Annotated in this window: 25 protein-coding genes; 10 read left to right on the top strand and 15 right to left on the bottom strand. The window is 62.3% G+C overall.

From position 1 onward, the window contains the following. Nucleotides 1-66: 66 nt before the first annotated feature. Together AC0WRY_RS26555 and AC0WRY_RS26550 are read left to right on the top strand one after the other, a co-directional pair. The gene (locus AC0WRY_RS26555) at nucleotides 67-447 is read left to right on the top strand and encodes a response regulator (protein ID WP_194403751.1); all 381 of its coding nucleotides are present in this window, start codon (nucleotides 67-69) and stop codon (nucleotides 445-447) included. A 199-nt stretch (nucleotides 448-646) separates the two neighbouring features. After that, on the top strand, nucleotides 647-820 hold the full coding sequence (locus tag AC0WRY_RS26550) for a DUF1328 domain-containing protein (RefSeq protein WP_194403750.1): 174 nt from the start codon (nucleotides 647-649) through the stop codon (nucleotides 818-820). Nucleotides 821-937: 117 nt separating this feature from the next. Here AC0WRY_RS26550 and cax read toward each other — a convergent pair whose 3' ends face one another. Both cax and AC0WRY_RS26540 read right to left on the bottom strand, forming a co-directional pair. Next, nucleotides 938-2,053 carry a calcium/proton exchanger gene (gene cax / locus AC0WRY_RS26545; protein WP_491121653.1) on the bottom strand — a complete coding sequence of 372 codons (1,116 nt, stop codon included), beginning with the start codon at nucleotides 2,051-2,053 and terminating at the stop codon, nucleotides 938-940. A gap of 218 nt (nucleotides 2,054-2,271) precedes the next feature. Continuing rightward, on the bottom strand, nucleotides 2,272-3,078 hold the full coding sequence (locus AC0WRY_RS26540; protein ID WP_194403748.1) for a Crp/Fnr family transcriptional regulator: 807 nt from the start codon (nucleotides 3,076-3,078) through the stop codon (nucleotides 2,272-2,274). Nucleotides 3,079-3,427: 349 nt separating this feature from the next. Between AC0WRY_RS26540 and AC0WRY_RS26535 the strand changes: the two genes are divergently transcribed. Next, complete coding sequence (locus tag AC0WRY_RS26535; protein WP_194403747.1) at nucleotides 3,428-4,141, top strand: PRC-barrel domain-containing protein; 714 nt, start codon at nucleotides 3,428-3,430, stop codon at nucleotides 4,139-4,141. A 219-nt stretch (nucleotides 4,142-4,360) separates the two neighbouring features. Here AC0WRY_RS26535 and AC0WRY_RS26530 read toward each other — a convergent pair whose 3' ends face one another. From AC0WRY_RS26530 to AC0WRY_RS26470, 13 genes are read right to left on the bottom strand one after another with little or no spacing between them, the layout of a single operon-like run. After that, on the bottom strand, nucleotides 4,361-4,657 hold the full coding sequence (locus AC0WRY_RS26530; RefSeq protein ID WP_194403746.1) for a cytochrome C oxidase subunit IV family protein: 297 nt from the start codon (nucleotides 4,655-4,657) through the stop codon (nucleotides 4,361-4,363). After that, nucleotides 4,654-5,298, bottom strand: coding sequence for a cytochrome c oxidase subunit 3 (locus AC0WRY_RS26525; RefSeq protein WP_194403745.1), 645 nt, complete (start codon nucleotides 5,296-5,298; stop codon nucleotides 4,654-4,656). The genes AC0WRY_RS26530 and AC0WRY_RS26525 overlap by 4 nt, the downstream gene beginning before the upstream one ends. After that, nucleotides 5,295-6,968 (bottom strand): cytochrome c oxidase subunit I, encoded by a 1,674-nt coding sequence (locus tag AC0WRY_RS26520; protein ID WP_194403744.1) that lies wholly within the window; start codon nucleotides 6,966-6,968, stop codon nucleotides 5,295-5,297. Before AC0WRY_RS26520 ends, AC0WRY_RS26525 begins: the two co-directional genes overlap by 4 nt. Next, entirely contained in the window at nucleotides 6,961-7,902 is a 942-nt protein-coding gene (coxB, locus tag AC0WRY_RS26515; RefSeq protein WP_194403743.1) for a cytochrome c oxidase subunit II, read from the bottom strand. The genes AC0WRY_RS26520 and coxB overlap by 8 nt, the downstream gene beginning before the upstream one ends. Beyond that, complete coding sequence (locus AC0WRY_RS26510) at nucleotides 7,899-8,672, bottom strand: SCO family protein (protein WP_194403742.1); 774 nt, start codon at nucleotides 8,670-8,672, stop codon at nucleotides 7,899-7,901. The genes coxB and AC0WRY_RS26510 overlap by 4 nt, the downstream gene beginning before the upstream one ends. Beyond that, nucleotides 8,669-9,073 (bottom strand): hypothetical protein, encoded by a 405-nt coding sequence (locus AC0WRY_RS26505; RefSeq protein ID WP_194403741.1) that lies wholly within the window; start codon nucleotides 9,071-9,073, stop codon nucleotides 8,669-8,671. Before AC0WRY_RS26505 ends, AC0WRY_RS26510 begins: the two co-directional genes overlap by 4 nt. Then, nucleotides 9,063-10,133: a hypothetical protein gene (locus tag AC0WRY_RS26500; protein WP_194403740.1), complete on the bottom strand. Its 1,071-nt coding sequence runs from the start codon at nucleotides 10,131-10,133 to the stop codon at nucleotides 9,063-9,065. Before AC0WRY_RS26500 ends, AC0WRY_RS26505 begins: the two co-directional genes overlap by 11 nt. Further along, nucleotides 10,130-10,654, bottom strand: coding sequence for a c-type cytochrome (locus AC0WRY_RS26495; RefSeq protein WP_194408419.1), 525 nt, complete (start codon nucleotides 10,652-10,654; stop codon nucleotides 10,130-10,132). The genes AC0WRY_RS26500 and AC0WRY_RS26495 overlap by 4 nt, the downstream gene beginning before the upstream one ends. A 2-nt stretch (nucleotides 10,655-10,656) precedes the next feature. After that, nucleotides 10,657-11,175: a DUF3341 domain-containing protein gene (locus tag AC0WRY_RS26490; RefSeq protein WP_194403739.1), complete on the bottom strand. Its 519-nt coding sequence runs from the start codon at nucleotides 11,173-11,175 to the stop codon at nucleotides 10,657-10,659. Further along, nucleotides 11,172-12,539 (bottom strand): NrfD/PsrC family molybdoenzyme membrane anchor subunit, encoded by a 1,368-nt coding sequence (gene nrfD / locus AC0WRY_RS26485; protein ID WP_194403738.1) that lies wholly within the window; start codon nucleotides 12,537-12,539, stop codon nucleotides 11,172-11,174. The genes AC0WRY_RS26490 and nrfD overlap by 4 nt, the downstream gene beginning before the upstream one ends. Beyond that, on the bottom strand, nucleotides 12,536-15,379 hold the full coding sequence (locus AC0WRY_RS26480) for a 4Fe-4S dicluster domain-containing protein (RefSeq protein WP_194403737.1): 2,844 nt from the start codon (nucleotides 15,377-15,379) through the stop codon (nucleotides 12,536-12,538). Before AC0WRY_RS26480 ends, nrfD begins: the two co-directional genes overlap by 4 nt. Continuing rightward, on the bottom strand, nucleotides 15,367-16,020 hold the full coding sequence (locus tag AC0WRY_RS26475; RefSeq protein ID WP_194403736.1) for a cytochrome c3 family protein: 654 nt from the start codon (nucleotides 16,018-16,020) through the stop codon (nucleotides 15,367-15,369). The genes AC0WRY_RS26480 and AC0WRY_RS26475 overlap by 13 nt, the downstream gene beginning before the upstream one ends. A gap of 27 nt (nucleotides 16,021-16,047) precedes the next feature. Further along, nucleotides 16,048-18,342, bottom strand: coding sequence for an FdhF/YdeP family oxidoreductase (locus tag AC0WRY_RS26470; RefSeq protein WP_194403735.1), 2,295 nt, complete (start codon nucleotides 18,340-18,342; stop codon nucleotides 16,048-16,050). A gap of 302 nt (nucleotides 18,343-18,644) precedes the next feature. On the opposite strand from AC0WRY_RS26470, the gene fdhD reads away from it, so the two are divergent. From fdhD to AC0WRY_RS26435, 7 genes are all read left to right on the top strand, one after another. Next, the gene (gene fdhD / locus AC0WRY_RS26465; protein ID WP_194403734.1) at nucleotides 18,645-19,502 is read left to right on the top strand and encodes a formate dehydrogenase accessory sulfurtransferase FdhD; all 858 of its coding nucleotides are present in this window, start codon (nucleotides 18,645-18,647) and stop codon (nucleotides 19,500-19,502) included. A gap of 144 nt (nucleotides 19,503-19,646) precedes the next feature. Next, nucleotides 19,647-20,015, top strand: coding sequence for a hypothetical protein (locus AC0WRY_RS26460; protein WP_194403733.1), 369 nt, complete (start codon nucleotides 19,647-19,649; stop codon nucleotides 20,013-20,015). 186 nt (nucleotides 20,016-20,201) lie between these two features. Next, nucleotides 20,202-21,977: a thiamine pyrophosphate-requiring protein gene (locus AC0WRY_RS26455; RefSeq protein ID WP_194403732.1), complete on the top strand. Its 1,776-nt coding sequence runs from the start codon at nucleotides 20,202-20,204 to the stop codon at nucleotides 21,975-21,977. Next, on the top strand, nucleotides 21,974-23,071 hold the full coding sequence (locus AC0WRY_RS26450) for an enolase C-terminal domain-like protein (RefSeq protein ID WP_194403731.1): 1,098 nt from the start codon (nucleotides 21,974-21,976) through the stop codon (nucleotides 23,069-23,071). The genes AC0WRY_RS26455 and AC0WRY_RS26450 overlap by 4 nt, the downstream gene beginning before the upstream one ends. Further along, nucleotides 23,049-24,011 carry a hypothetical protein gene (locus AC0WRY_RS26445; RefSeq protein ID WP_246776334.1) on the top strand — a complete coding sequence of 321 codons (963 nt, stop codon included), beginning with the start codon at nucleotides 23,049-23,051 and terminating at the stop codon, nucleotides 24,009-24,011. The genes AC0WRY_RS26450 and AC0WRY_RS26445 overlap by 23 nt, the downstream gene beginning before the upstream one ends. Next, nucleotides 24,004-24,666 (top strand): gluconate 2-dehydrogenase subunit 3 family protein, encoded by a 663-nt coding sequence (locus tag AC0WRY_RS26440; RefSeq protein WP_194403730.1) that lies wholly within the window; start codon nucleotides 24,004-24,006, stop codon nucleotides 24,664-24,666. The genes AC0WRY_RS26445 and AC0WRY_RS26440 overlap by 8 nt, the downstream gene beginning before the upstream one ends. After that, a complete protein-coding gene (locus AC0WRY_RS26435; protein WP_194403729.1) occupies nucleotides 24,656-26,311 on the top strand; it encodes a GMC family oxidoreductase in 1,656 nt (551 codons plus the stop codon). The genes AC0WRY_RS26440 and AC0WRY_RS26435 overlap by 11 nt, the downstream gene beginning before the upstream one ends. Nucleotides 26,312-26,319: the final 8 nt, after the last annotated feature.

The raw sequence follows: 26,319 nt of genomic DNA, 5'->3' as shown, positions 1-26,319 counted from the left end.
GATCATTGCGGCATCATGGAAACGATGAGCCGCGCTCTCGCAATGCCGCGGATCATTGGAGGCCCAATGAAGATTGCCGTTATGGAAGACGAATATTTCATTGCTGATGATTTCGCAGTCGAGATCCGGCGTCGCGGCCATGAGACCGTTGGTCCATTTGCCGAGCTAAGCGCCGCTTTCCAAGCAGCGAGTAGTGCAGCTATTGATGCCGCACTGCTCGACATCGACCTTCAGGGAGAAGCTTCGTTAGGAGTGGCAGACCTCCTTCTGAAGAGGGACATCCCTTTTTTGATCTATACCGGTTACAGCCGTGAAGTCATACCGAGCCGGCTTGCAGGCTACGTAGTTGAGAAGCCAAATCGTATCCGCGATGTCCTTGATCGACTATTTCGCGATGCGCTGGCTCATGGCTCGCCGCAAACTCCGGTGGCGCTAGTGTCGTCTTAGTCGATCTCTGCCACAGTAACGCCCGTCGGGGGCGCCGGTACGAAGGCGCACCGACCACTGTCGGCATATTGCATCGTGAGCGGAACGGCCCAATCTCACGCAGATTGTTGAAAAGGCAAGATCAGATCGCATTTAAGTCTATGGGCTTTCGAATCGGACTTGCCATACCTCATCTGCTACGAAGTCGCGGGAGCTTGGCATGTTGAAGTGGGCGTTGATCTTTTTTATTATATCGATCGTAGTCGGATTGCTCGGCTTCAGCGGCGTCGCTGCCGGTGCATCCACGATTGCCAAGTGGCTGTTTTTCGCGGCGGTGGCGATCTTCGTGGTTTTCGTCCTTCTGGCCTTTTTGGCAGGAGAAGTCATTCTGTAGGTGATACGAGCGAAAGCACTTCTCATCGTCAATGAGCGGAAGAGGGCGCGCGGCGGGCAGCTCGTGGCTGCTGGACCAGCGCGCTGCTGACATCAAGATCGTCTCCGTGTTTGCAATTCAAGAGAAGTAGTACGCAAGCGCCAAAACGAGATAGACGCCGATTAGCAGCAGGCCTTCGAACCAGGTGGTCTCGGCGTCTCTCGTGATTGAATTGACGATGAACGCCGTGCCCGCGATCGAAAACAGGTCGACGGGGTTCTGAAACACCAGGGTCATCGGCTTCCCGATCAACCAGGAGAAAATAACAAGAAGCGGAGCTACGACGAGCGCAATTTGGATCGCTGAACCGATGCAGAGCGTCATCACGAGACCCATTCGGTCGCGTCGAGCAAACCAGACAGCGGCAAATATGTCGGAACTGGTGCCGACGAGCGCAAGTACGACGACGCCGAGGAAAAGTGGCGTCACGCCAGTGGAGTTGGCCGCCTCCGTCAGGGCGCCCGAGACAAATTTGCTCTGCAGGGCCGCCGCGCCGGTGCATGCCAGCAAGACAATCAAACAGGCGGTTACGGACCACGCAGGTGTGGTAGAAGGCTCCGCTTTGGTCGCGAAGACATTCCGGTGAGTGATTAGCGTGAAGACGAGATTTCCGGAGTAAAGTATCAGCAGGACGACGGACACGGCCAGGCTAAGCAGTTCGTCCGAGGCGCTCACGTTGTTGATATGACGAACGCTACGGCCGGTATAGTCGAATACGGCCGGCAGGAGCAGAGCGATCACGGACAGGACGAGCATGCTCGACAGCAATCCAGCGCGTGCTTCGGCGAAACTTTGGCGCTCGCGATTGAACCCGCCGGTGACGATGGCCAGCCCGAGCCCCAGCAAGCAGGTTGCTGCAATGGATCCGGTGATCTGGGCGTGGACAACCTCCACCTGGCCACCGGCGAGGACGAATAGCGCAAGAATGAGTTCTGCCAGGCTTCCCAGGCTGACCGTCAGAAGGCCCCCCAGGGCAGGACCAGTGTGGGAGGAAAGCTGGTCTGTTGCTACGCGGATCCATTCCGCGAGCACGGCTATAGCAAGAACGCCGGAGCCGAAGGTCCATATTGGCGAAAGATGGAAAACATACTCGCCGATCGGTGTGAAAAACACGAACGCCAGGGGCGCAAGTCGGGCCATGGCGCCGTATTTCCCGAACGCATTGTTGTTCCTGGAGGCGATGGGGGTCGACAAGCAGGTGACAGGCTCCTAGCCGCTGGCGGTCGTTCAATTCACAGGTAAGCTCGCTCGGCGGGCGCCGGCGACGGGGTTACGACTGATGGGTCCCGCGGTCGATCTCCATGCAGCTTGCGATGATCAACGAGGTGATATGCGTCCCGTTCGGTGCGCCGGCACGATGTCGGTACGCATCCGAACAATACGGCGGCGACCATCCACTTTGCGGCCAGAGGTCACGCATTGATTGCCCGCCAAGTACTGGTTGAATCCAGAGAATTCTCATGGGCCGTTAGAATCACGCGATGGCAGTTGCATGACAGTTCCTCGAGACGGGCCTTATCAACAATCTCGATCTGAGCGCGACCTTGCTTGATAATGCCTCGCGCCTCCATGTCGCCCATTGTCGTGGTGATGCCGGCGCGCCGAACACCCAGGGCTTGTGCCATGCATCGATGCGTGAGCGGGATTTCGTGAGATGACAATTTGTCCTCCGCAATGAGCAGCCACCGAGCCAGTCGTTGTTGCAGGCTGTGACGCGAGTTGCATGCGGCCAACTGCGAACTGTGGATCAAGGTAGCCTGGACGTATCGCAGGAGTAGTTTCTCGATTTCGACGTCGCTCTTGATCAACTCGATCAGCGCTTCGGCTTCGATCCGCAGGGCCGTGCCGGCTACCTGAACCATGCAGCGGTGAGGGGAAACTCGCATGCCGAGGATCAGGGGGATGCCGATAAAGTCCTTTGCTCCGACGGTCTGTATCTCGACCGGCAAGCAGTTCCCGGCCTTGGCCGTCAGCGAGGCGGCGCCTTGTTCTGGGAAATATGCGTACTGCAATGGAAGATTGCGCTCTTGCAACATTTGCCTCGGTTTCAATCTCACATCGTCGCAGCGACCAACGAGCAGAGAGCGTGAAGGATCTGGCAGGCGCCGGATCAGATCATTGGCGAGGTGGGACGGCGTTTCTCTTATCCTCTTCGCTGGGTCGAGCGGAAGCGGGCGGAGAGAGAACGAACGGGTGCTTGCGATTTCATCCCTCAACATGTCAACCTCCGTGAAGGGCCATTGGTTGACATGTGGGAGCCCGGCTTTCCGATCACAGTCGGGCTAAAGGTGCCATGTGTCAGGAGAAACCTGACGGCGACCTTCGATCGCCTCCCTCTCCGACCTCATCGGCGTCGCGTGCGCAACGCTGGAGCAGAAGCGCCGACACAGGTGACTGGGTCCGCTCATTCTGTCGTCGTCTTCGCGGCTGCTCGGAAAAACCATGACGCGCTTCCCGCTTTGCTTGGCACGGAAGCGGACCGTTCGTTGGGGCGACCGCGAACTCTCGGCACAGGAAGCGATTATGAGATGAAGATGCTGGAACAATCCCCATCGCAGGAGCAATGGAATGCGGGTAAAGATCAGGATCGCCCTTGCAATTCTCATAGGTACAATTTCAAGCTCCGTTCTGCCGGTCGCCGCGTGGTCCGAGCCGGCAACGCCGGTTGCGACGGAACAATCAGCACATTCCCCACAGTTCTCCAGAACGGTTTACGATGGATACCGTGCCTCTCGCTTGCTTGGCAGTGCGGTGTTCTCCTTGAAAGGCGAGTATTTGGGAGCTGTCCGGAACATGATCCTTGCGGACGACGGGCAGATTGTTTCGTTGCTGGTTGAAGGCTTTAGAACAGAGGACGAGCCCGAGTTCATCTCGCGGATTCCCTTCAAGCGAGTGATGAGGCCGCTTCACGAAGGGGCTCTCGTTGCTGACTTCGCCGATTTGAGGTCGCGAGAATACGGCCTCTTCGTCGATCCCGGCCAAGCACAAGCGGAGCCGCACGAGTTCTCGATTTCGAAAGTCATCGGCGACTACGCGCGGCTGCAGGCTGGGCAAGGCTATGGCTATGTCTCCGATCTGGTTTTCGACAGCGGCGGCAAGCTTGCGGCAGTCGTGATATCCCGCGAAGCGTCTGCCGGCGGAGGGACCTACGCCTTTCCTTACCCAGGCCAGACCGGGCAATGGAGCCCAAAGCTCAGCTATTATGGCCTGCCTTACGTCACGGCAGATCAGGCAAGCAAGGCCGGTCTACGACTCGACCTGAAGGAGTTTCGAAACTCGTGAGGAGATCAAATCTTGGGTGGGTAATGTCCGGCGCCGTGCGTCCAGCAGGAGCCTGGCCTCTCCCAAGCAAACTGGTGCGGTCACGTCCTCAAGCGCAGAACGCCCTCCGTCCCCTCGAAACTGCGTTTGGACGTGGCTGCATCAGAGCCTTTCATGGACACGTGCGGTATCGGAAGTAGCCGCGTACTAAGCGGATACTTGTTGGCGCTTCCGAAGCGCTCAGGGTCGAGCGAGGACGTCGGCGAAGGTCAATGCGAACATCGCCATCAGGAAGACAAGGCCCGCGATCGCCGCGAGGCGGATCAACGGCTTCGCTGAAGCAAGTTCCATAAAGAGCAGGACGACCAGTGTCGACTTTGCCGCCGCGATGACGATACCGGTCGCTGTGGTGATGCGGCCCATGGGGATGTAAGCCGCGATTAGGCTGAGCAGCAGAAGAACGAGTAGCGCGGCCCAGATCAGCAGGTTCCTCACCCATAGGTGGCGGATGTCGCCTGATGCGCCTCGCCTGTTCATGACGCGCGTCCCGGCAAGTAGATGAGCGGGTAGAGGAAAATCCATACGATATCGACCAAGTGCCAATACAAGGCCGTGACCTCGATCTCGGGATTGTCTTTCGCGGGAAGCTCGCGCCGGTAGAGCACCCAGATCAAGCGGCTCACCAGCCCAATGCCGATAGAGAGATGGATCGCGTGCACACCCGTGACCAGCCAATAGAACCCGTAAAACAGTTGTGCTCCGGGCTGAGGCAATGCAAACCCGGCTCCCGGTACCAGATGCTTGTCAATGTCCTCCTTGTATTCGAAGCCCTTGATGACGATGAACGCGAGACCGAGCATCGCCGTGATGATGAGACACGCGAGGACAAGCCGTCGCAATCGCGCAGCCTCCTCGGCCGCCTGCGCTGCGACCGCCATCGTCAGGCTGCTGGTCAACAGCACGGCGGTGTTGATCGTACCGTACCAGACGTTGGTTTCGCGGCCGGCGGCCGCGAACGCGTCCGGGTGTTCGATCCGACACGCAGTGTAGGTCAACAACAAGGCACCAAAGAACAGCGTCTCGCTGGCCAGGAAGACCCAGATGCCGAACTTGCCCGCCTCACGCTGCCGGCCGAAATCTATCCAGGGTTCTCTCAGCAGTGCACTTTCGTCGCTCATCGCGTTTCTCTCGCATTTTGCATTTCCGGAGGATCGGTCCCGGCGGACATGCCTTCGGCGTGGTAGTCATAGGGCGCGCGGTCGACGCGGGGCTGCCGGTCGAAGTTCTTGGGCGGCGGCGGCGAACTCGTGGTCCATTCGAGGCCGGTGGCGCCCCACGGATTCCTGGCGGCTTTTCCGCCGTAGAAGAGCGACCAGGTCAAATAGCCGAGCGGCAGCAAGTAGGCGAGCGCGAGCACCGCCGCGCCGGCCGACGACATCACGTTGTAGATCTGAAACTCCGCCGGATAGGTGTGATAGCGCCTGGGCATGCCCAGATAACCGGCGAAGAATTGGGGCAGGAACGTCATGTTGAAGCCGGCATACATGAGAATGGCGGCGAACTTCGCCCAGCTCTCCGGATAGAGCCGGCCCGTTACCTTGGGCCACCAGAAATGCAGGCCGGCAAAAAAGGCGGAAACAGAGCCGCCGACCATGATGTAATGGAAGTGAGCAACCACGAAATAGGTATCGGTCACATGGATATCGACGGGGATCGAGGCGAGAAAAAGTCCGGAGAGCCCGCCAGTCGTAAACAACCCGACAAAGCCGAGCGCATAGAGCATCGGGGAATCAAAGCTGATCTGGCCGCGATAGAGCGAGGCGGTCCAGTTGAAGACCTTGATAGCCGAAGGCACCGCGATGATGAAGGAGAGGAAGGAGAACACCAGGCTCGCCAGCGGCGACTGACCGGAGACGAACATGTGGTGTCCCCAGACGAAGAAGCCGATGCCGGCGATTGCGAGCATGGCATAGACCATGAAATCGTAGCCGAAGATCCGCCGCCGCGCGAAGCAGGGGATGATCTCGGACACGACGCCCATGGCTGGCAAGACCATGATGTAAACGGCCGGGTGCGAGTAGAACCAGAACAAGTGCTGGAATAGGATCGGATCGCCGCCGCGTGCGGGATCGAAGATTGGCAGGCCGAACACCCGCTCGGCGATCACCAGCAGCAGCGAGATCGCGAGAACCGGCGTTGCGAGCACCATGATTAGCGATGTCGCGTAGATGGCCCAGACGAACAGCGGCAGCCGGAACCAGGTCATGCCGGGAGCGCGTAGCATGTGGGTGGTCGCGATGAAGTTCACGCCCGTGGCGATGCTGGCAAACCCGACCACAAACACGCCGGCCGCCGCCGCGAAGACGTGGGTGTTGGAGAACATCGACGAGTAAGGCGTGTAAAACGTCCAGCCGGTGTCGACGCCGCCCGCAACGAGGGCATAGACGGTGAATGCGCCGGCTGCGATGGTCAAATACCAGCTGAAAAGATTGAGGCGCGGAAAAGCGACGTCGGGGGCGCCGATCATGAGCGGCAGGAGGAAATTGCCGAACGTGTTGGGGATCGATGGCACGAGGAAGAACCAGACCATGATGATCCCGTGGAACGAGAACAGCTTGTTGTAGGTGTCCGAGGTCAACAACCATCCGTTGGGTTGAAACAATTCGAGCCGCACGGCCGTGATCGCAGCGCCACCCATGAAGAAGAAGATCGTGATGGTCACGGCGTAGAGGATCGCGATGCGCTTGTGATCGGTGGTGGCAAGCCATGACCGGATCGTGGAACCGTGGCGGAGATAATCCGGGCGCTGCGGTAGCGGCAGCTCTCCGGCGAGCAGGGCGTCAGTCATTTTGCTGCTCCTCCCGAAGCGAGCGGATATAGGCGGTCAGGCTCTGGATTTCGCCGTCATCGAGCAACCCCTTGAAGCTCGGCATGATCGGTTCAAAGCCGGCCACGACGTCGCGCTTCGGCTGCAGGATCGAATCCCGGATATAGGCGTCGTCGGCGGAAACGGTGCGACCATCCGCCAGTTGCACTGTACGGCCATAGAGGCCCGCCAGGCGCGGTGCGTGGACGTTGGACGAGGCTGCGTGACAGCCCGCGCATCCCTGCGAGACGAACAGCTTGGCGCCCTCATGCGCGAGATCGTCGCCTTCGGGTTGCTGGGTCAACCACCGAGCATAGTCATCCTGGCGCATGACCACGATCTTGCCTCGCATCATCGAATGGTTGGTGCCGCAATATTCGGCGCAAAGAAGCGGGAAGGTGCCGCTCTTGCTCGCCTGAAACCAGATATCGGTATCGCGGCCGGGCACCACGTCCTGCTTGACGCGGAACGCCGGCACGAAGAACGAGTGGATGACGTCTTGCGAACTCATCAGCAGATGCACCGGCCGGTTCAGCGGCACATGCAGCGCGTTGATCTCGCGGGCCCCGTTCGTGTGCTGCGTCTTCCACATCCACTGCTTCGCGACCACATGGATCTCTAGCGCATGGGGCGGCGCGTCGAGGCTGCTGAGGTCGGCGGAGGAGGCCCACCAGAACAGGAATATGAAGGTGAGGAGGGTGGCGAGCGTCCAGCCGATCTCGAACTCGCGACTCAGAATCTCTGGCATCAGACCGCGCTTGGCCTTCGATCCGCGCCGGTAGCGCACGGCGAACAGCAGGATCAGCCCGAACACGAGCACGACAGTTGCGCCGGACAGCGCCAGCAGGAGATAGAAGATGTGATCGACCGTGACGGCGTGCGTGCTGGCCTCCGGCAGCCTGAACAGCGAGTTCATGCCGAAGCTCCGCGTCGTTTGCCGCGCAACAGCAACAGCCCGATCAGCCCCGCCATGGCGGCGACCGTTGCGGCGCCGAGAAGCTGCAGGATCGCGGCGATCCTGCTGGTATAGATGCCGTGTATCGGATCGAAGCCGTAGCACAGCAGCGCGATCCGGCCGGGCAGCCCGCCGATGCGGCCGTTGCTGGCCTCGAGCAGCGCGAGGCGCAGATCGCCCGGCTGCAGCGCCAGGCTGGACAGCGCTCGGACGACCCGGCCGTCCGGTGCAAGCGTGACGAACGCCGCCGGATGCGCGACGGCGTCACGGCTGCGGTCGAACGCGGTGTGGTAGCCGATGCTGTCGAGCAGCGTGCGCACGGCCTCGTCCGATCCGGTCAGGACGGAGACCCCGGCCCGCCCGATCTGTCCCTCCGTGAAGCGCCGCGCGTCCTCGCGGCTATCGCGCGGATCGATCCCGACGATAACGAGGCTGTAGTCGCGTCCCGCGGCGAGCCCGCCCTGCTGCAAGGCCGAGCTGGCGATCGTCAGCGCCGGCCCGCAGATCTGCTGGCAGGTGAAGTCTGCCGGGATCAGCAGTGTCGGACGTCCGGCGATCGCGTCGCCAACTGACACGGGACGGTCGTCGAGGCCGGTGAATTGCAGGGTGAGCGGAACATGTGCATCGGCCGGCGGGTCGAAGGCGACGCGCGCGATCTCCTGCTCGGTCAATCCGGCCTGCGCGAGCGCCGGCCACAACACGAGCGCAAGAACGAGGAGCGCCCGCCTCATGGTTTGCCTCCGTCGGCAGGGGGCGGTTGAGCGTCGTGATCCCCGATCGCGTCATACGCGTGCGCGCCGCGGCCTACGACGATTTGCATCGCCTGATCGATCGGGATGCGCGCCTGATTGTGGTCGCGATCCACCCAGGCATAGCCGGAGAGCCGGGCCTGCTGCTCGGCTTCGAAGCGCTCGAGGTCGGCCTGCGGCGATGTCTGCAACGCCGGCGCCGGAAACCGCCGCTCCGTGCGCGGGAAGAAGGCGCCCGGCACCTGCGCATTTAGAAACAGCAGGAGTCCTGCGATGGCCGCCGCCACGAACAGCAGGAAGCTGCCGACCACGGCCAGGACGACGCGGTTGTCGACATCGGCCGGTTGCGGCAGCGCGCGATGTCCCATCTCCTCAACCGGCATGGCGGCCGCCTGCGGATGTGAGGCCTCGACCGAATAGCACGGAAGACGCGGTCAGGACGACGAGCGAACCAAGGCCGGCGAGGGCGACGGCGGGTTGCCGGGCGAAGGCAGGCAGGATCAGCCAGGCGAAGTGCAGGCCGGTCCCGAGCAGCAGAAGCACACCAACGGCACGTAGGCCGGCGCGGCTGGCGCGCACGCTGGCGAGCAAAAGCATCGTGAACGGCAGAACCGCGCCAATGAGAAAGGTCGCGATCAAAATTGCAGCCCATGTGTCGGTACCGCGCTTGAGAAACCATGCGGCCTTGTGAGGCAGATCGCCATACCAGGCGACTACGAACGTCATGTAAGAGAGATAGACGACGCCAAGCAGCGTCGCCATCAGTAGCTTGCCGATGTCGCTCCTTGCCCGGCCTCCAACATTTCCGATGCCGACAACGCCCAGCACAGCGAGAGCCGCCAGCAACTGCTGGATCGCGATCATCGACGCGAAAGCGGTGGACACGTAATGGGGTTCGATCGACAGGAACCAGTCCACCGCGACCATGCTGATGGTGAGCCCGAAGAAAGCAAGGCCGAGCCCGGCCAGCAGCCTCGCGCCGAGACCGGACGCAAAGATCACTGCAAGAATTGACCACCCCGCCAGGGTGATCGCCGCCCGCAGGATGAATGAGGTCTGGCTCAGATACCACATCGCGACGTCCGGCTTGATCTCGCCGGGATTCGCGGCCCACGGATAGATCGACGGCAATGCGGCAAGGACCGGGACGAACGCAATAGCAACGAGAGGCATCATGGCGGCGAGCGGACGCAGGACCGGTGCAGCGGCGATGCCCCAGACCCCGCCGGTCAGGCGGTGGATCAGCAGCAAATTCAAGCTGCCGACCGGGGCGCAGCTCCAGATGGCGAACGCCAGCAGCCAGCCCTGCAGCAGGGGTGGATAAATAGCCAGGCGCCCGAGAACGAGCACCAGCGCGGCCGTGAGCGTCAGCAGCGCAAGCCCGGCCGCCGCATGCCGGTTGCCGAATGCCGACAGAGTCTGCCGATGCGATGCCGCGATCATGGCAGCTTGCTCCTTAGCTGCGGGACCTCGGCCATATCGGTCCGCTGCGACTGCTGAAGCGCGCGGATATAGGCGATGATGGCCCAGCGGTCGCGCGGCTCGACGCGCGCGGCATAGGAATACATCGCGCCGTAACCGTTTGTGATCACGTCGAAGAAGTGCCGGGCGTCGGCCTGCCGGAGCCGGCTCGAATGAAACGACGGCGGGGCGGGAAAGCCGCGCTGCACGATCATGCCGTCGCCATGGCCGGAGAGTCCGTGGCAGGGCGAACAGTAGATGCCGAAACGCTCGCGGCCGCGCGCCAGCAGCGCCATGTCGACGGGCGGCGGCGTCGCGATCTGCCGCGCGCGATCGAGTTCGCCCTGCGCGATCGCGCCCTTCGGCGGGACCTGGGCTTCGGTCCCGTCCTTGAACAGCGCTGCCTTGGTGAACGTGCCGTAGCGGTTCTGCTGCGTCATCGAATGATCGCCGCAGCCGCCGAGCGCGGCCGGGAGCATCATCAAACAGAGCAGCCGGCGGATCGTCATGGCAAGCGCAGCTCCGTCACCGCGACGGCACCGGCTTCGGTGAGCACCGTCCGCAAGTCGTTGGGATCGGCTTCGGACGCGGCGACGAGGACGTAGCGATCCTGCGTTGCGCGCTCGAAGCCTGGAATCTCGAACAGCGCATCGTGTAGCCGCGGCAGGCGGCACGACCGGAGAAAGGCGATCACGCCGGCGAGGGCGGCGGCAAAGACGCCGACCTCGAAGGGGACGAGCAGGAAGACCTGCCAGGAATTGAGCGGCCGCCCACCGCTGTCGATCGGATAATCGATCACGGCGCTGTACCATTGCAGGCCGAACGCGAAAGCGGCGGTCGCGAGCCCGCCGATCAGCATCGCCGGTCGGATCCGCGAGCGCGCGACGCCGAGCTGCTCCGCCAGCCCCTCGATCGGATAGGGGGTGAAGGCGTCTAATGCGGCATGACCCGTGCCCTTCACGCGCTGCAGCGCTCCTTGCAGCGTTTCGGGGTCGAGGAACTGCGCCACCAGGGTCGAGGTCATGCGGCGGCCTCCTCGTGAGCGAGTTCGCGCATGTCGAACATCGACACGCTCGGGATCAGCCGCATGAAGAGCAGGAACAGGAAGGCAAAGAAGCCGAGTGGCGCGATCAGGAAGCTCCAGTCCCAGAATGTGAAATGGAAGCTGTGCCACAGCGAGGGCATGTAGCCGTGAGACAGCGTGTTCCAGACGATCAGGATGCGCTCGAGCCACATCCCGATGTTGATCGCAATGGCGACAAGAATGAGCACCGGCAGCGAGCGTCGCGCGAACGGCCACCAAAGGAGCTGTGGCACCAGGCAGTTGCAGGTCAGGAGCGCCCAGTACAGCGGCGCATAGGTGCCCGCGAATTCGAATCGCACAAAGGCGCGGTCGGCATGCTCGCCGCCATACCAGCCCATGAACCACTCGGTCGCATAGGAATAGAACATCACGATGGAGGCCATCAACAGGATGCGGGCCATCGCGTCGAAATGCCGGGGCGTAATGATGGCCTGGAGGCCGAGCCCCCATCGGATCCCCGCTGCGAGCACGACGACCATCGCGAAGCCGGAATACATCGCGCCGACCACGAAATAGGGCGGGAAGATGCTCTCCTGCCAGCCGGGCATGAGGCTGGCGGCGAAGTCGAGGCCAACGATCGAATGGACCGAACAGACCAGCGGCACGCCGAGCGCCGCCATCGTGCTGTGCAGCGTCTGGAGGCGCGACCATTCTCGCGCCGAGCCGCGCCAGCCCAGCGCGAAAGCGCCGTAGACAAGCTGGGCCCCTCGCCACGGCGCGCGGTCGCGCATGGTGGCGAGGTCGGGGATGAGACTGACGTACCAGAACAGGATGGAGAACAGCAGATAGCTGACGATGGCCCAGAAGTCCCAGACAAGCGCGCTGCGCCATTGCGGCCACAGCGCCATCGTGTTCGGATAGGGCGCGAGCCAGTAGGCATAGATCGGCTGGCCGAGATGGATGATCGGCATCAGCCCGGCGATCGCGACCGCGAACAGCGTCATGGCCTCCGCGAAGCGGTTGATCGAGGCGCGCCATCGCTGCCGGGTCAGCAGCAGCATCGCCGAGATCAGCGTGCCGGCGTTGCCGATGCCGATCCACCAGACGTAATTGGCGATGGCAACGCCCCACACGATGGTGGAGTTGATGCCCCAGATGCCGATGCCGCGGTAGAACAGCCAGACGATCGCGACCAGCAGCCAGAGCACGAAGGGCAGGGTGGCGAGCAGCGCGAGCCACCAGCGCTTGCCGAACCCGGTGAACAGCTGGTCGGCGATGGCCTGGGTGATCGCGACGTCGTCGGCGCGCTCCGCCGAAATCCAGCGATGCGCGGGCGGCTGTTGCGGCACGAGGACCCGGCTCATGTCTGCTCCTCCGCGGGATTGCGCAGGTCGGCCAGATAAGTGGTCCGCGGCCGCGTGCCGAGATGCCCGAGCAGGGCATAGTGGCGCGGGTCGGCCTTGCCGCGGTTGATCTCGGCGTCAGCCTGGTTGAGGTCGCCAAAGCTGATGGCGCGCGTCGGACAGGCATTCTGGCACGCGGTGCGCACCTCGTCCGGACCGAGCGGACGATTCTCGCGTTCCGCGCTGCGCCGTGCGCCGCTGATCCGCTGGACACAATAGGTGCACTTCTCCATGACGCCGCGCGCGCGAACAGTCACCTCCGGATTCTTCTGCCCGCGATAGGATTCCGCGCCGAGATTTGCATACTCCTCGCCGTCGGCGTAGCCGAAGAAATTGAAGCGCCGGACTTTGTAGGGGCAGTTCGCCTCGCAGAAGCGGGTCCCGATGCAGCGATTGTAGACTTGCCCGTTCAGGCCTTCGTGGTCGTGCACGGACGCCGCGACCGGGCAGACCGGCTCGCACGGCGCATGCTCGCAGTGCATGCAGGGGACCGGCTGGAAGCCGAGCGGCATCCCGTTGGCCGCGCCGTGATCGTAGACATCGACGCGCATCCAGTGCATGTCGCGTCCCATCGCGATCTGCTCCGGTCCCACGACCGGAACGTTGTTTTCGGCCTGGCACGACACCACGCAGGCATTGCAGCCGATGCAAACCGACGTGTCGATCACCATGGCCCAGGCATGGCCGTCGCTCGACTGGACGGTGCGCGGCATCAGGCTCGGCGGATCGTCCGAAGCTGCCGCCGCCGGCGTTTGACCGAGCTGGTACAACGGATAGAGTTCGCGGACATCGTCCGGTGTCCGCACCACGTTTTGCGTGGTTAGGATCGGCTCCCGGCGTCCGGTTCGCGTGACCGAGATGCTTGGAATGCGCCAGCGATGCTCTCCGGTTCGCAGTGCATAGGCATTTACGCCGACGCCGTCACCGATTGCGCCCGCTTTGTGCCGGCCCGCGCCGAGCGTGAGCGTGCCGACCCCGGCTGCGGTCCCGGGCTCGGTCAGAACCGGCACGTCGAGCGTTCGATCGCCGGCACCGATCGCGACGATATCGCCGGAGGCGACGCCGAGCCTCGTCGCGTCGTCGGGATGCAGCGCGAGCGCATTGCCCCAGACCTGCTTGGTCAGCGGCTTGGGGCATTCCTGCAGCCACGCATTGTTGGCAAAGGAGCCGTCCCACAGGCAGGGATCGGGGCGCAGGATGAGGGTGATGTCGCTGGCATGCGTGTCCTGTGCTTCGCCGCCCGGCATCGGCGGTAGTTGCGGCGCAGCCGGGGTAACGGTGGCGGCGCTGGTGCCGGCAATGACGCCGGCGTGCAGCGCCTGTTGCCACCACGCCTCGAAATCGCCAGAGGCCGCGCCTTGCCAGGTCTGCCGCACCAGATCATACGCGCTCGCGTCCTGTTCGCCGGTGAGCCAGGCCAGCAGCTCGTGGACGCCGTAGCTGCCGTAGAGCGGCCTGATCAGGGGCTGGGCGATGCTCGCGGTGCCGTCGCTCGCGCGCAGGTCCGACCAAGCTTCGAGTGGATGATGGTGCGGAACGTGCCAGGTTGCGAGGGCCGCGGTCTCGTCGACATACTCCCCCATATGCAGCCGGAACGGCGCCTGCTGTACCCGCGCTCCGAACTGCAGATCGGCGGGCGCGTCGTAGACCGGGTTCGCGCCAACGATGATGAGCTGGCGCACGCTCCCCGCCGCGAGATCGCCCGCGAGCCGTTCGAGCGTGTCGGCCCGCTTGCCCGACGGCGTGCGGTCGAACGGCTCAATGAGACGGATCGGTGCATTGATCTGCGCGTTGATCCAGTTAACCAGCGCATGAACCTCCTTCGACAGCGTCGGTCCCGCCATGACGAGCGCTGCGCCCTTGTGGCCGCTGAGGTCGGTCGAGATCTTGCGCAGCAACGCGCGCTCGTGCTCGGGAAGCTCTGTCGCTCCTTGAGCTGCACCAAGCTCTCCCGCGAGCCTCATCGCGAACCGTTCAATGGCCTCGGGTTGCAGTGCCAGCCGCTCGTCGGCCTTGGCTCCCGTCAGCGTCAACGCGCTCTCGAGACAATAGAGACGCGAGAAGCTTTTGGCATCGCTTCGACCCTCGGCGAAGCCGCGGCCGTGCCGGATCTGGTCGGGTCCGTGTCCGATCGGATCGGCATCGAGCGCCACGATAACGCGCGCCTTGGCGAGATCGGCGACGCCGTGAAGGGGCCGGCCATGGGCGAGCTGGCTTCCCTCTCGCGCGTTGTCGTCGTCGGTCGGGGCGTAGGCGTGCCACGCCGCGGCGGGGAACGCCTGGAGCAGGCCATCGATCTGGCGGAGCACGGTCGGGGATGTGGTGCGGCTGGTCAACAGGCGGAGGCCGTCGCCCTGACGGCTGCGGGCGTCGGTGATCTGGCCTGCCAGCGCACCTTGCAGCGCTTCGCGCGAGGCAATGGCGCCATCATGAAGGATGGTGCGAGAACGGTCCGGATCGTAGAGCGACAGCACGGCGGCCTCGGCGAACACGTCGGTGGCGCCGAGACTGCCGGGATGGCGCGGATTGCCTTCCACCTTGATCGGCCGGCCGTCGATCGCGGTGACGATGACGCCGCGCCCTATTCCGGCAAGTCCGAGCGCCGTCGCGAATTTCAGCGGTTCGCCAGGAACGATCCGCTCCGGCATCTTGACATATGGCAGGATTGTCTCGTCCGGCTTGCTGCAGGCCGCGAGGCCACTTGCCATGCCGGTCGCGAGCAGGCTGAGTGCCTGACGGCGGCTGAGCTTGCTGCGCCGAACCGGGTCGGGCCGCGTCGGCAATTCCTTCAGCGGTGGCATATGGTGCAATCCGTCAAATGACCAGTATTGATGTGGTAAGTTGCGGCGAGCTTGGACCCGGCTTCCGCCTGGTTCTTAGGCGGTTGCCATTTCGGATCGAAAACCGCCTCGCGAGGACGCAGGTGAGGCTCAGGATTACGGTGGCAGTCGAGGCACCATTGCATCGTAAGAGGAGCTGCTTGTCGCATCAGCCGCATCTGTCCGACGTCACCATGACAGGTGGTGCATCCCACCCCTTTTGCGAAGTGGACCGAATGATCAAAATAGACATAGTCCGGAAGCCGGTTGACGCGGGTCCACGCCATCGGCTTGTTTCTGGCAAGGCTCTCCCGTACCGGCGCCAGCATCTGCGCATTCGTCCAGATCTGCGAATGACAGGTCATGCAAGTCTCGGTCGGAGGAATGCCGGCAAAGCGTGCTTTCTCGACGGAGGTGTGGCAATAGCGGCAATCGAGTCCGAGCCCGGAAACATGATGCTCGTGGCTGAACGGCACCGGCTGATTCCGGGTGATGTTCTGGTTGGTGACATTGGGGGACCGCATCACCTCATAGGACAACCCCACTGCAAGCACCGGTGCCGCTCCAATCGCCGCCATGATCAAGGTCGCAATCGTGTTCGCGCCTGGACGAAAGAGCTGCATTGATCGCCCCCAGCCGCGCTAAGACGTTCACGCGCGAATTCGAACAGGAACTGATTTTGCGGCCGGCGTCTTCGAATGGATGTCGTGGTGCGACAGCGGGATCAGCGGGTTCATTTCTGGATAGTAGGCGCCGACGCAGCCGTCAGGCAGGTTGAACGGCGTTACCTTCAGCGGACCGACCTCTCGCGTGACACCATCCTCCGCGTCACTGACCAGCGAGACCATTTGGCCTTCCCGGAGGCCGGCGCGCGCGATTTCGTCCGGGCTCATCAACAGCACGTCTCTGGTGCCCTCGATGCCCCGCATCCGATCGCTGTAGCCGTAAATCGTCGTGTTGAACTGGTCGTTGCTGCGCATGGTCAGCAGTCGGAAGCGCCCGGGCGCATCCGAAAAGCCGGTCGAACTGAGCGTCTCCGGGACGGTAAACTCCGCCTTGCCGCTTTCAGTCTTCCAGATCCGTTCGCGGGCCGAATTGCCGCGATAGAAACCGCCGGGCGTGAACATCCGCGCGTTGAACTCGTGGAATTCGTCCGGATAGGTCTCGGCGATCTCGTTCCGGATGAGGTCGTAGTTGCCGGCCCATTCATCCCATTTCAACTTCGGATTCGGCTGCAGGGTCGCCTTTGCCAGGCCCGCGACGATCGCCACCTCGGATTTCAGGTGTTCGCTTGCCGGCTTGCGCAACCCGATCGAGCCCTGGATGCAGCTGAAAGTGTCCTCCATCGTCACGGCTTGCTGACCGCTTGCCTGAATGTCTTCTTCGGTCCGGCCGAGGCATGGCAATAGATAAGCAGCTTTGCCGTGCACCAAGTGGCTGCGGTTCAGCTTGGTCGCGATCTGAACAGTGAGGTCTAATCCGCGCCAGGCCTCTTCCATCTTCGACCGCTCGGGAATGGCTCGCACGAAGTTTCCACCTAACCCGACGAAGGCCTTGACCTTGCCGGCCAGAACGCCTTCGCAGGTCTCGACGGTATTCATGCCCTTTTCGCGCGGTGGCTCGAACCCGAACTGCTTGGCGTATTTGTCGAGGGGAACCAGCTCGGGTTTCTCCGAAATGCCGACGGTGCGCTGACCTTGCACATTAGAATGCCCACGCACCGGCGAAATCCCGGTGCCGTCTCGCCCGATGTTTCCCTTCAGAAGCAGCATGTTGACGAGCATTGCCACGTTCTGAAAGCCGTGCACGTGCTGGGTCAGGCCCATGCCGTAGATGCCGATTACGCGGTCTGCCTCGACATAAACCTGCGCGGCCTCCTCAATGACGGATCGGCTCAGGCCAGAGGCGGCTTCGATTTCCTCCCAGGAAGTCGCTCGGACTTTGGCCTCGAAGTCTTCGGAACCGTGCGTGTGCTGCTCGATGAAGGGAGCATCGATGACACGTTTGCCTTGCTGCTTTGCCGCGTCGTCGGCGGCGAAGACATGCTTGCAGATGCCGACGATGACGGCGATGTCGCCGCCAACTTTCACCTGGTGGTACTGGCTGCTGATCTGCGTAGCCTTGCCCGTCAGCATCTCCGCCGGATTCTGGGGATTGATGAAGACTTCGAGGCCCTTTTCACGCACAGGATTGAAGGTGATGATCTGTACACCGCGCTTGGCCGCGTCCTGGAGTGGGTGCAGGAAGCGGGGACTGTTCGATCCCGTATTCTGCCCGAAGAAGAACATTGCATCGCAGTTGCTGAGGTCGTCGAAGACCACGGTTCCAACGCCGGCGCCAATCAGCTTTTTGAGCGCCACCGACGTCGTTTCGTGGCACATGTTCGAACTATCAGGCAGGTTGTTGTTGCCATAAACCCGCGCGAACAGGGCATAGAGATAGGAGGTCTCAAGGCTGGCGCGACCCGATGAATAGAACACGACCGACTTAGGATCGAGCGCTTTTAGTTGCGAGCCGATGGCTTGAAACGCCTCGTCCCAGGGGCAGGGCACGTATTTGTCAGTGGTACTGTCGTAGCGAAGCGGATGCGTGAGGCGACCCTGTTGCTCGAGATCGTAGTCGCTCCAAGAGAGAAGATGGGTCACTGTATGTTCGGCGAAGAACTCCGGCGTGCAGCGGCGTGAGGTCAACTCCCAAAGGGTCGCTTTGGCGCCGTTCTCGCAGAATTCGAACGTGTGGTAATCGGCCGGCTTTGCCCACGAGCAGGAAACGCACATGAAGCCTTTCGGCTTGTTTTGCCGGCGAAGGGTATTCAGCGCCGCCGGCGAATCCCACTCTTTGCCGAATATCCGGGCAATCCCTTCGAGAGAGCCCCATCCGCCGGCTGGACCATCGTATTCAACTGTATTGGGAGTGTCGTCGCCAGCCTTGTTCGGTCGCGCCATGATCTTGCTTCTCTTCCGGAACCCGCCAGACCCGGTGCATCGCCAACGTATGTTCGTGGTGGCGGTTCCTCGGCTCGGCCCTTCTTGCCACTCCGAGAACGGAGATAAAGCTGCGGAAAAAGGCCAACGACACCAAGGTCTTCGATCGGACGGCGGATGGCGCGTCTCATTCGCGATAGATAGTTTGCTCGCTGCCGTACCGGAAATCGCGCACTCGTGTTGATTGGGCGAGTTCGTTCGATAGGGGCGAGGAACCGGGGCGCCTGGCAGGAGGTTGCCAGACGCCAATCTCGGAGCCGGCCATGGATGATCGCTGCACACTCGACAAGCCAGAGCTGGTCTGGCGAGGCCGCGATCCGATCCCGTCTTCGCGCAGAGTCGCAGAGGAGCGGCCGATAGCGCTCACCTACAACGGATCGACCTATGCGGTAATGATGGCCTCGCCAGCCGATCTCGTAGACTTCGGTATCGGCTTTACCTTAAGCGAAGGCATTGTGGACGACTGTGATGACATCCTCAGCATCGACACCGTCGAGCTCGAGCTGGGGTGCGAACTGCAGATCTGGCTCGGCGGCTCGCATGCTGATCTCCTTGCCAACAGGCGGAGGGCGATGGTCGGGCCGGTCGGCTGCGGCCTGTGCGGAATCGAGAGTTTGGAGCAGGCCTGCCCACGCCCGGCGCGCGTCGTCAGCCCCGCTGGATTTCAGCCGTTTGACATTTTGAAGGCGATGGCCTCGTTGCGGCCGCTCCAGCAACATAACCAGGCGACGGGCGCGATGCACGCGGCGGCGTTCTGGGGCGGCGATGACATTCGATTGGTCAGGGAGGACGTCGGACGCCACAATGCGCTGGACAAGCTCGCTGGTGCGATAGTCAGAGCCGGCCTGGAGACGTCGCGGGGCGCTGTCCTCATAACGAGTCGGGTCTCCGTCGAATTGGTGCAGAAAACCGCACGCATGGGCGTGCCGCTTCTTGTCGCCGTTTCAGCGCCGACTTCGCTGGCGATCGAGACCGCCGAGCGGGCGGGCGTTACGCTCGTCGCCGTCGCACGTGACGATGGTTACGAGATATTCAGCCATGCAAGCCGGCTGCTCTTTGAAACGAAAGAATTGGTCTCCGCTGGGGTCGAGCGGCTGGCTCCCGAGATGCTTTCCCGCTGAACTTCGGCTCTTGAGGGCAATCGGGAGCGTGCCTTCGTTCGGTCTCGTACTGACATCAGATCGCGCACGCCGTTTCGGTCGGAACGTCTGTAGCCGGCAAGCGCTGTGGTGATGTTCGGCTTTCCAAACCGAAAGGAGACAGCGATGAAGACGACGCTTTTGGCGGGATTCCTGCTCGCCGCGATGGCCGCCACTCCAGCACTGGCGCAAGGTGGTGGCACGAATTCCACGAGTACCACGCCGTCAGTCGCCAACTCGGGCCAAAACACGGCGGTACAAAAAATTCAAGACGATCTCAAGAAGGCAGGCTTCACCGACATCAAAGTCGTGGCTGAATCCTTCGTCGTGCAGGCCAAAACCAAGGACGGAAATCCCATGCTGATGACGATTGGTCCTCATGGCATGTCGGTGTTCGAAGCGATGAACGCGACCACGACAGGATCCGGCTCCTCAGCTAACTCTCAGGGGACGACGGGCTCAAGCTCTTCAAACAACAGCGCTAACTCCAAGTAGCTCCTCGCACCTTGGCGAACATCGCGGCTCTCAAAAGCAGGCCCTGCGATGTTCGTCTGGTGCCGCCGAAGCGAGACGTACGCGAGCGTACGCACATCGTAGGTGATGGCCAACCGAACTCCGAAACGTTCTGGTTGCCTGACCGTTGCTCCAACGTCGAGCGCGAAAGAACCGCGAGAAAATCCAATGAATGTCAGCGAATTCGTTTGGCACCGGTTGTCCGAATGGGGATTGCGCCGGGTTTATGGATATCCGGGGGATGGAGTAGGAGGCCTAGACGTCGCCCTTGAAGGCGCGAAAGACAAGATCGACTACGTGCAGGTTCGGCACGAAGAGATGGCAGCCTTCATGGCCTCGGCCCACGCAAAGTTTACCGGGCAGGTTGGCCTCTGCTACGCGACCTCGGGACCCGGCGCAATTCACCTTCTCAACGGTCTATACGACGCCAAGATGGACCACGTTCCCGTGGTTGCGCTCTTTGGGCAGCAGGCGAGAAGCGCAATCGGGGCGAGCTATCAGCAGGAAGTCGATCTGCAGGTGCTGTTTCAGGACGTCGCCGAGTACGTCGCGCAGGCGAGCGTGCCCGAGCAGGTGCGTCATCTAATCGACCGGGCCGTACGCATTGCGCACAACAAGCGCGCCGTTACCTGCGTGATCCTACCGAAAGACGTTCAGGAACTGGATTACCAGGATCCGCCTCTCGCGCATGGCGCGACCCACACGGGTGTCGGATATGCGGAGCCTGCAAGGCGACCGGACGAGGATCTGGTGCGCGCCGCCGCCGAGGTCCTGAACAGCGGCAAGAAAGTCGCGATGCTGGTTGGCGCAGGCGCCTTGAACGCGACCGATGAAGTCATTGCGATGGCCGAACGCCTGCAGGCCGGGGTGGCCAAAGCCCTCCTTGGAAAGGCGGCCGTCCCGGACGAACTCCCCTTTGTAACCGGTTCGATCGGACTGCTCGGCACCAAGCCGAGCTGGGACCTCATGAAAAATTGCGATACCTTCCTGATGGTCGGTTCGGCGTTTCCCTACAGCGAGTTTCTGCCGAAGCCCGGCGCGGCGCGCGGCGTTCAGATCGATATCGACGGCGCCAGGTTGAGCCTGCGTTACCCCATGGAAGTCAACATCGTCGGGGACAGCTCTTTGGCGTTGCAGGCGCTGCTGCCGCATCTTCAGCAGAAGCAAAGGTCATCTTGGCGAGGTGACATCGAGCAAGGCGTGCAGGAATGGTGGCAGACGCTTGAAAAGCGCGCCATGGATTCGGCGGAGCCGCTCAATCCGCAACGCGTATTCTGGGAGCTCTCGCCCCGTCTCCCTGAGAACGCGATCATCACCGCGGATTCAGGCTCAGTGGCCAATTGGTATGCGCGCGATCTGAAGATGCGCCGGGGCATGAAAGCTTCGCTCTCCGGAGGTCTGGCTTCCCTGGGTGCCGGAACACCTTACGCCTTGGCAGGGAAGATGGCCTATCCGGACAGGACAGTCATCGCCTGCATGGGCGACGGTGCGATGCAGATGAACGGGCTGAACGTCCTCATCACAATCTCGAAATATTGGCGGGCCTGGTCAAATCCACGCCTGATCGTGCTCGTCCTCAACAACCGCGATCTCAATCAAGTCACGTGGGAGGAGCGGATTCAGCTCGGTGCGGGAAAGACGCTTTCTACCCAGAGCATCCCAGACTTTCCCTACCACCGCTACGCCGAGCTGATCGGCCTCAAGGGCATCTTTGTCGACAATCCGGACCGAGTCGGCGCTGCTTGGGATGAGGCATTATCGGCGGATTGTCCCGTGGTCCTTGAGGCGTACACCGATCCCAACGTTCCACCGCTGCCGCCCCACATCACGCTCAAGGACGCTAAGAATTTCGTCAGTATGCTTCCTTCGGAGCCGGAGCTCGGCAGCGTTCTGAAGAACAGCGCCAAGGTGCTGTTGACGAGCGTAATGCCCGGGAAGGAATGATGGTCGAGATCTCTGTCGAGGCAGTCAAGGCTCGTGCCTTCGAGATTCCAACCGATCGACCGGAGGCCGACGGGACGATGAGTTGGAATTCCACAACTTTGGTTCTGGTCGAAGTCGCGGCCGGCGCCAAGTCCGGGATTGGTTACACGTATTCTGACCACAGCATAGTTGCGCTCATCATGAGCAAGCTCGCCTCGATCGTCTGCGGGATGAATGCCCTCGCGCCCGAAACCGCCTGGATGGCGATGCAGCGCGCGGTTCGCAATCTGGGACGCGAAGGCCTCGCTGCGAATGCTATCTCGGCGGTCGATACGGCTCTCTATGACTTGAAGGCGCGGATCTGGGGTGTGCCCCTGGCTCAGCTGCTCGGAAGCTACCGAAGAAATGTCCCGATCTATGGAAGCGGAGGTTTCACGACTTACTCGGACACCGAATTGGCCGAACAGCTCGGCAAGTGGGTTGCCGACGCTGGGTGCACGAATGTCAAGATGAAAGTGGGCTCGGAGCCGGACCTCGATCCGCATCGCGTGCAAGTGGCAAGCCGCGCGATAGGCGAACGCGCCAATCTCTTCGTCGATGCAAACGGTGCTTACTCGGTGAAACAAGCGCTAGAGCTTGCGGATCTCTTCGAGCCTCACCGTGTCAAATGGTTTGAGGAGCCGGTGTCGTCGGACGACCTCGCGGGCTTGCATGCGGTTCGCGCCCGTGCCCCGGCAGGCATGGAGGTTGCTGCGGGTGAGTACGCTTACACCACAGACTATGTGCGGACGATGCTGGAAGCGTCGGCAGTCGACGTTCAGCAGGCCGATATCACCCGGTGCGGCGGCGTAACCGGGTTTCTGCAAATCGCCTCGCTTTGCGAGGCGCACCATATCGATCTGTCGGGCCATTGCGCGCCGGCTCTGCATCTCCACGCCGCCTGCGCTGTGTCGCGCCTACGGCATCTGGAATGGTTTCACGATCACGTTCGCATCGAACATATGCTTTTCGACGGCGCGCCGAAGCCACGTAATGGTGCGATCCAGCCCGACCTGTCGGTAGCGGGCAACGGCTTGATCTTCAAGGAAACGGATGCTGAGCGCTATGCGATCTAACCAGGTAAGAAAAGAGAAGGCGCGCGAGAGCTTCCAAGCTCCGGCCGTCGAAGCGATGCGGGCAAGACCGCTGCGGTTGTCGGTACCTCGCTCGCTCTCCCGCTCCGCGCAGCGCGAGGCCGAGACCGTTTCGGCAGCCCGGCGTCTGAATCGAGTCGCGGGCATGTTGGCCGCGTCCGTCCTTGCCGACAGCGCTCTCGAGCACTACCGTGGGTCATTCAAGAATAAGGCGATGTTCACCCCGCTGGTCGTTGCCGGGTTGACCTTGGCAATGAGCCTGCACGGCACGGCGGACCGGCGCCCGGTTGCACACAGAGCACGAGACGCGTCGTATCTTTCGGCGGCCGTCACCGGCCTGATTGGAACAGGCTTTCACATCTACAATGTGACGAAAAAAGTCGGCGGCCTGAGCTGGCAGAACGTATTCTACGGTGCTCCCCTCGGCGCGCCGATGGCTATTCTGCTCTCCGGGTTGTTGGGCTTTTGCTCGGAACGTGTACGCGCCAACGGGCGCCGGCGGTCTCGTCGGATCTTCAAGCTTCCCGCGGCTGAGACGGTCGCGACAGTATCAGCGCTGGGCCTCCTTGGAACCTCGGGAGAGGCGGGGTTGCTCCATTTTCGCGGAGCGTTTCACAACCCCTTCATGGCCGCTCCCGTGACCCTCCCGCCGATCGGCGCTGGCTTACTCGCCGGCGCGGTATTGAACGGTGGAAGGCGGATGCGCGGCCTTGCGCGATGGTGGATGCGGCTGCTTGCGTTGATGGGTTTTGCCGGCGTTGGCTTTCACGCCTATGGCGTCTCGCGAAACATGGGCGGCTGGCGCAATTGGAGCCAAAACATCCTCAACGGACCGCCTCTGCCGGCACCCCCAAGCTTCGCTGGGCTCGCAATGGCGGGGCTTGCTGCGCTCGAGTTGATCAGAGAGGCACGAGATGCTTGATCGGAAGGCCGAGCTTCACAATGCCTACCCCGGCTATGACGTGCTTGCGAAATGGCGGAGCCCATCCTGGAATGAGAAGACGCGGGAGGTGATCGCGGCTCGCTTGCAGGTGCCGGACAAGCCGCAATTCCTGACCCTGGTTGAGTTCGAAGTGCTCACCGCAATCGCCGATCGCATCGTGCCGCAACCTGCGTCGAGGTCGCCTGTTCCTGTGGCTGGCCTGCTCGATCAGAAGCTGCGAGCCGGCATCAAGGATGGCTATCGTACCGCGGGCCTGCCGGGCGACGGCGAAGCTTGGCGAAGGGGCCTCGCAGCCCTGAATGCGGAGGCGAGGGTCCTCCACAAGCGTTCCTTCGCAGCAATCGCTGACGCAGATCAAGACGATCTGCTAAGGCGCTGCGAGGCGGGCGAATTGAACGCGCCGGAATGGGCCGGTATGCCGCCGCAGACGTTCTTTAAGCAGCGACTCCTGCGCGACGTCGTCCTCGCCTACTATTCCCATCCGATCGCGTGGAGCGAGGTGGGGTGGGGCGGACCCGCCAGTCCGCGCGGTTACGTGCGCCTCGATTTCAATGATCGCGATCCCTGGGAGGCGGCCGAGGCCAAGCCGGGCCGGGAGGCTAACGCTCTAAGGATCAATCGCAATGTCCGGTGATCCCCGGCATAGTCCCCGCGCCCGCGAGGGCCGCGCACCGGACGTGTTCCGGCCCGGCGGTTGGGTCAGCATGAAGCAATACGCCGATCACGAAATGGTCGACTTCGTGATCGTCGGAACCGGGGCGGGCGGCGCGACGCTCGCCTGCAAACTAGCCGAATACGGCTTCTCTGTGATTGCCCTGGATGCCGGCCCTTACTTCCGGCCGCTTGAGGATTTCGCCTCCGACGAGTCCGAGCAAACCAAGCTTTACTGGACGGACGATCGTATCGTCGATGGCGACAATCCCCTGCAGCTCGGAAGCAACAACAGCGGCAAGGCCGTCGGAGGCTCGACGGTGCATTTCGCAATGGTATCGCTCCGGTTCCGGCCAGAATGGTTCAAAGCCAGGACCAAGCTTGGTTATGGTGCGGACTGGCCCCTCGATTGGCGCGAGATGTGGGCTTACTACACGGAGGTCGAGCAAGCCCTCAAGATCTCCGGCCCTGTCAACTACCCCTGGGGACCGCCGCGTCCGCGCTATCCTTATCGCGCCCATCCGCTCAATGCTGCTGCCCGCGCGCTCGCGCGCGGCTGCGAAGCCCTTGGTATTGGCTGGACCGAGACGCCGCTGGCAACCCTCTCTGCTCCGCGCGGCCTCGCACATCCTTGCGTCTATCGCGGCTTCTGCGTGACCGGTTGCTCGACGAATGCCAAGCAAAGCGCGCTCGTGACATGGATTCCGCGCGCTCTGTCCGCCGGCGCCGAGATCCGGGATCTCGCCATGGTCGGCCGGATCGAGACCGACGCGAATGGTCTCGCCGTCGGCGTTCACTATCACCGCCAGAACGAGTGGCGCTTTCAGAAGGCACGCAACGTGGTGGTGGCCGGCTACGCGATCGAAACACCGAGGCTCCTGCTGAATTCGGCGACCGACAAGTTTCCGGATGGCCTGGCAAACAGGTCCGGACTTGTCGGCAAGAATCTCATGGCACAGGCAAACCAGGCGGTGTGGGGCGAGATGGACGAGGAGGTCCGCTCGTACAAGGGACCTCCGTCCCTCGCCATCACCGAGCACTGGAATTACGAGGATGAGGGCAAGGATTTCTTTGGTGGCTACGCTTACATGAGCCAGGGCCCCCTTCCGCAGCTATGGGCCAACACGCAAGCGACGGCGCATGGTCTGTGGGGGACGCGACTGGTCGAGGCGATGAAGCGTTATAACCACGTCCTGGGCTTGAAGATCGTTGGGGAGATGCTGCCTCAGGAAAGCAACCGCGTCACGTTGGCCGACGAAGTCGATCAATACGGGCTGAGAATTCCGCGCGTGACCTACTCCTGGTGCGACAACGACAAGCGCCTGATCGATCACTCCGTCGCCTTCATGAGCCGGGCTCTGGGCGCGATCGGCGCCAAAGACTTATGGGTGCAGGAGGACGACACCTGTCATCTCAACGGTACGGCCCGGATGGGCGATCGGCCGGACAACAGCGTCGTCAATGCGGACTGCCGCAGCTGGGACATCCCTAATCTCTGGATTTGCGACGGCTCCGTGTTTCCGACCGTGGGCGGCGCGAATCCGTCCCTGACAATTCAGGCGATTGCTTGCCGCACGGCGGATCGAATTCGGGCTCTGTCCCGAGTGGGAGAGATCAGATTGAATTAGGAGGATAC

The sequence above is a fragment of the Bradyrhizobium sp. T-12 genome (assembly GCF_058314695.1).
Note: the sequence above shows the minus strand (reverse complement) of the source record. Positions and strands in the feature narration are given on the sequence as shown.